Origin of the sequence: Bradyrhizobium oropedii, assembly GCF_020889685.1 — a bacterium.
GTDB lineage: Bacteria > Pseudomonadota > Alphaproteobacteria > Rhizobiales > Xanthobacteraceae > Bradyrhizobium > Bradyrhizobium oropedii.
In genome coordinates this window covers 1-5,214 of sequence record NZ_JACMYO010000319.1, presented here as the reverse complement: position 1 = coordinate 5,214, position 5,214 = coordinate 1, and the positions used below count along the sequence as shown (strand labels likewise).

General features: G+C 60.2%; 3 protein-coding genes and 1 tRNA gene. 2 read left to right on the top strand and 2 right to left on the bottom strand.

Annotated elements, in window-relative coordinates:
* The coding region (locus H8A95_RS41490; RefSeq protein WP_229188243.1) for a carbonic anhydrase at positions 1-682 on the top strand (682 nt) is incomplete at its 5' end.
* A gap of 256 nt (positions 683-938) precedes the next feature.
* Entirely contained in the window at positions 939-2,006 is a 1,068-nt protein-coding gene (locus H8A95_RS41485; RefSeq protein WP_229188242.1) for a hypothetical protein, read from the top strand.
* On the opposite strand, the gene H8A95_RS41480 is transcribed toward H8A95_RS41485, so the two are convergent.
* Both H8A95_RS41480 and H8A95_RS41475 read right to left on the bottom strand, forming a co-directional pair.
* On the bottom strand, positions 2,003-4,516 hold the full coding sequence (locus H8A95_RS41480) for a glycosyltransferase (protein ID WP_229188241.1): 2,514 nt from the start codon (positions 4,514-4,516) through the stop codon (positions 2,003-2,005). The two genes, H8A95_RS41485 and H8A95_RS41480, sit on opposite strands and share 4 nt — an antisense overlap.
* A gap of 357 nt (positions 4,517-4,873) precedes the next feature.
* A tRNA-Thr gene (locus tag H8A95_RS41475) sits at positions 4,874-4,949 on the bottom strand.
* Positions 4,950-5,214: the final 265 nt, after the last annotated feature.

Here is a 5,214-nt window from a genome sequence, read left to right as displayed (position 1 = left end):
CCTGGGACTGCCAGCTGACAGCACTGTGCCGAAGCAAAGACCGTTTGCGGCGGTGCTGGGCTGCTCCGACGCGCGCGTGCCCGTTGAACTCATTTTCAACGAAGGCCCCAATGATCTCTTCGTGGTCCGCGTCGCGGGCAACGGCCTCGGAATTGAGGTGCTTGGAAGCCTCAAATACGCCGTCGAGAACCTTGGCGGCAGCCTCAAACTCATCGTCGTACTCGGCCACAGCGGATGCGGCGCACTCACGACGGCCGTCGACGTGTTCCTGAATCCGCGTGAATACTTGCCGCTTGCGACAAAGCGTTCGCTTCGCAGCATTCTCGACGGTGCGCTGGTCGTGGTCCAGACTTCCGAAAGAAAGCTGGTCGCCGCCTTCGGGCCGGCGGTGGTGCAGCGCCCTGGATATCGAAAGGCCTTGATCGAGACCTCGATTGTCACCAACGCCGCGCTGGCGGCTTACTCAATACAAGAAGAATTGAGGACCAACGCCTACACCGGAATCGAAGCGGCTTACGGCGTCTACCTTCTGGAGAGCCGCGCGATATGGGCTCCCCGCTCCGGCGATATCGACGGATTTGGGTTGGCGATGGCACCTCGGGATCTTGCGGCGTTCGTGGATCTCGGCGACGCCATCGTGCAATCGCGGCGCATTGAATCGCTTTTGAACGCGAAGCAATGACCGCAGACGTCTTCCCGGTCCGGGCTGCCGACGAGGCGGCATGGTCCAGTCGGATTGTTGGAACTTGGTCCTATGGGTAGAGCCGCATTGCTGTACGGTCATACGCCTTGAGACAAGATCTCGGCGCAACGCCGCTTGCCCGCACACACCAGCGTCTACCGCACAGGCTTGTGTGCCGAGCCTTCGAGAGCTTGGGAATAGATTCGTCGGTTTGGCCCTCTCCTCTGCGCAGGATGCCTGAACTCCGGAGAACTCAGTGAGTGCAATTGAACAAGGTCGCATTCGGACCGGCGACAAGCGCCTGACGAATACGACCGCCGAAAAGCTCCGCTGGCTGATCCCGGCGGCGGGAGCGATGGCTTATCCGTTCCTGCTCGATACATTTCATCTCGCCGTTTCTCCAACGAGCGGACAGATATCGACCGTGCGGCTGGTGCTCGCGGCGCTCTGTCTGTTCGCCGCGACGGCCGCGCCGTTGTTGGGCCTTGCCTGCGCCTGGTGGCTCACCAAGGCAGCACCGTCGTCCTTCGAACTGCGCGTGCGACGGCTCGCTTATGTCACCATCGCCGCGCCGCCATTGTTCGTGCTGACCGGCGTCGGTCTCGGACTGCTGCACATCCATGTCAGCGACGAGCTCGTATGGGTCGCGGGTTGGCTCGCCGCTTGTCTCTACGTGCTGCTCGGCAGCGAGCAGGAACGGCCGGCGAAATCAACCGCGATTGCACCATCCATCGCCAGATGGCGCGTCGTGCACGGGGTGGCCGCGGCCGTGATTCTGCTCTACGTCGCGTTTCACCTCACCAATCATCTGCTGGGCCTGTTTGGGCCCGAAGTCCATGCCGCCGTAATGAAGGTGGGCCGCACGGTCTATCGATCGTCCGTGATCGAGCCCATCCTCGTTGCCTTGATGCTGTTTCAGGTCGCCGTCGGCGTGCGGCTCGCCTGGCGTTGGAGTGCGTTGCCGGCAGATGCATTCCGTATGTTTCAGATCGGCTCCGGCGTCTACCTCGCGGCATTCATCATCACCCATCTGAATTCCGCATTCGTTTCGGCGCGCGCCGTGCACCACATCGACACCAATTGGGCCTGGGCGTCCGGCGCGCCGACCGGCCTGATCCACGATGCCTGGAGCATTCGCCTGGTGCCGCACTACGCGCTCGGCGTCTTCTTCGTCCTCGCCCATCTGGCTTCAGGATTGCGCGGCGTCCTGATCGCGCACGGCGTGGCGACGGCGGTCGCCAACCGGATCTGGGCAACCGGGCTCGCCGCCGCCGGACTGATCGCGCTTGCGATCATGAGCGGACTGTGCGGCGCGCGGATCTAGGCGGCGCAGATCTCTCGATAGGCGGCCAATTGAAGTGCGACGACGCGCCGCGCGGAATGGCATTTCTCGAACCACCGACGCGCCGCATTGCCGCGGCCATTGTCGTCCAGCGGATCGGCGAGAATCTCGGAAATACGGGCAGCGCAGGACTCGATGCTGTCGGCGACCAGGCAGGGCGGCGCCGCTCCGAAGAACTCCGCTGACTGGGTTTCGTCAAGATTGGTTATGACGCGGCGTCCGAGCGCCATTGCCTCAAAGGTAACTCCGCCCATCGCCGGTATCCTGAACTGATCGACGACGACCTCGCTCGAGCAGTAAAGCTGTCGAAGCTCCGCCTTGTTCAACGACGGTATCCACGAAACCATATCTTCGATTCGAAGCTCCTGAATGAGTTCCTTGCTTCGGTGAACGTCGACGCCCCATTCGACCAGGATGATACGAAAATCGCGATCGGTCTGCGCAACCTGCGCTGCCGCCCTCAGAAAAAGATCATTGCCCTTCTGCATTGAAACGGGTGCTGCGTGCCAGTGATGGCGCGTCGGGCTAAAGAATGTGGTGACGTTGGAGTCCCGCTTCGGGATCCTGTGTTCTGCCCAAAAGTTTGAGATTTTTTCATCGTCGAAGGCATGCGGAAGGTAAACGGTGCGCTCCCTCTTCAATTCCAACCGTTTCACCGACGGCAGCACATCCGAGTTGGTCACGAACGAGAAGGCTGCGTTCTTGTACGCCGCCGAACACAGAATGCCGTTGTAGCTTTTCTCAAAAGGCATTTCCCGCAACGTGCCGTGTTCGTAACACGCGTAATTCTTGAATCCGTTGATGAACGGAATGAACCCGTCGATCGAATAGCCCTGAATGACGTCATATTGCTCCAACACGTCAGCGAATTCATTGGCAATGGCGGATGCGAAGGCATCGACAGAGACCAGAGCTTCTGCCGGATAGTCCGCAAACTGTCGCAACAGGTCACCAAGAAGCGCCGCACGTTGCGAAGCGCGTCGATCCTCTCCCTTGCCGTATTTTTCGAAGTAGCGAAACTCCGGGCGGTCGGCGATGTCCGGGTGGGTCACCACGGGAGCGCCCGACGAACCGACGTCGGACGAAATGGCGTCAGACGAAACGACGTCAGATGAAACAACGTCAGCGGCCGCGCTTTCGCTTGCAGCCGGCTCCTCATCCGGGATCGTGAAGGCATCAGCAGGAAACTCGAATCCAAAACGCGGCAAGCCGCGGCTGCGTCTCTGACTTCGCCAAATCGCGACCACCAAACTCGGTCCGGCGACAATTCCGGTTTCCGCCTCACGCCGCAAATGAGCAAAGACAAATTTCGTTAGAAGGGAGCGATACATTGATACGAGGCGGCGTGGTCTTCCATTGCTTTCGCCTGCAGCCGGCGTCACGGCGACACGGCCTGGGATCGTGAAGACATCAGCTGGAAACTCGAATCCAAACCGCGGCAAGCCGCGGCTGCGTCTCTGGCTTCGCCAAATCGCGACCGCCATGCTCGACCCGGCCACAACTCCAGTTTCCGCCTCACGCCGCAAATCAGCAAATACAAATTTGGTTAGAAGGGAGCGATAGATCGATATGAGGCGCCTTGGTCTTCCATTGCTTTCGCTTGCAGCCTGCGTCGCGGCGTCAAGATTCGGCATCGTGAAGACATCGGCAGGAAACTCGAACCCAAAACGGGGCAAGCCGCGACTGCGTCTCTGACCTCGCCAAATCGCGACGGGCAAACTCGACCCGGCGACCGATCCGCTTTCCGCCTCACGCCGCAAATGAACGAATACGTTTTTTGTCAGGAAGGAGCGATAGATTAAGATGAACCGGCCTGGTCCTTCGGGATTGGCGAGAGATCGGCCTTGCTCGGTCTGCGGATCGTGCGGGGCCGCCTTCAATGAGGTCGGCGCAATGGGGGAGAGTGCGGCCTCTACGGTCGTCCCCGGCGGGACGATAGCCGACTGATCGAGCGGCTGCGAAATTCTGGATGACTTGCTTAGCTGGAAATCCAGAAACTCGTGCGCAATCGAGATCGTGTCTGCCAGATGCTCCGGCATCGGTGGACGGACTCGGCCCTCTGCGGAAGCGACGCCATCAAGGATCTCCCAGTATCTTGCCTGCAGCAGCGTCCAGAAAAATGCTGCGGCTCCGCTGTCGCCGACGTTCTTCGCACGGAGATAAGAGAGGCATTCGAGAACGGAGCCTTGCACGAACCAGTCCGGTCGCCGCCAACCGCCCAACCCGGTGGCCCACCAATCCGGGAACATGTTGTCGACCTTGCCGTCGAAGCTTGCGGCCTCCCATTCCGGGCAACCCATGACGTGATAGTAGTTATAGCAAATGACGTCCGCTTCGATTCCAAAGCGACGCTGAATCAAGGCATTGTTGTAGGCGTTGTTCGCGATGTTGCCGATATGCAGCACGCGCAGCGGGCGGCCGTGGGCGCGCTGGAATTCCTTCAGGAAAGCAAACTGTCGTTGCAGCTCGCCGTCATGATCCTTGTGTCGCAACGCAATCCCTCGCAATCGTATTTCAGTAACTAGCCTTCCGCGCGAGAGCGCACAACCAGCGAACACTCGCAGCGGTAATTCCGCTCTAAGTTGTGTCCTATTCTCACCAGTGATTGGCTCGGACTGCGCTGACCCGAGGTTCATGTGACCGTAATCGTGCACATCCACGACGCCTGGAGCGTTCGCCCCGGCCGCATCATGCACTCGGCGACGTCTTCGTCCTCGTTCATCTCGCGGGATTGCGCGGCGTCCTGGTCGCGATTGCGATCATGAGCGGATTGTGCTGCGCACGAATCCAGGCTCCGCCCGAGTTGCAGGAGCAGCCGGCCGGATCAGCACTGAGGATGTTTTGAGTGGTGGTGCCGCAAACAGGACTCGAACCTGTGACCCCGTCATTACGAATGACGTGCTCTACCAACTGAGCTATTGCGGCGGACCAGACGCAGCGTTCCACGGTTGCCTGAAAACACGTGCCACCTGATATCGGGCAGCGGCCGCCTTGGCAAGGAAAACGCGGATATCGAACCACACAGCTGACATCTAACCGCGAATTAGCTTCCCAAACGTGACAAAAATCCGCGCCAACCGCCCACCTGGACCTTGGGCGGGCCGATTTGTTCCGCAAATTCGTCCACCGCACCATCCTCGTCGACCCCGGGGTCGTCAGGGGCCCGGACGATCGGGATCACCGCCGGGAT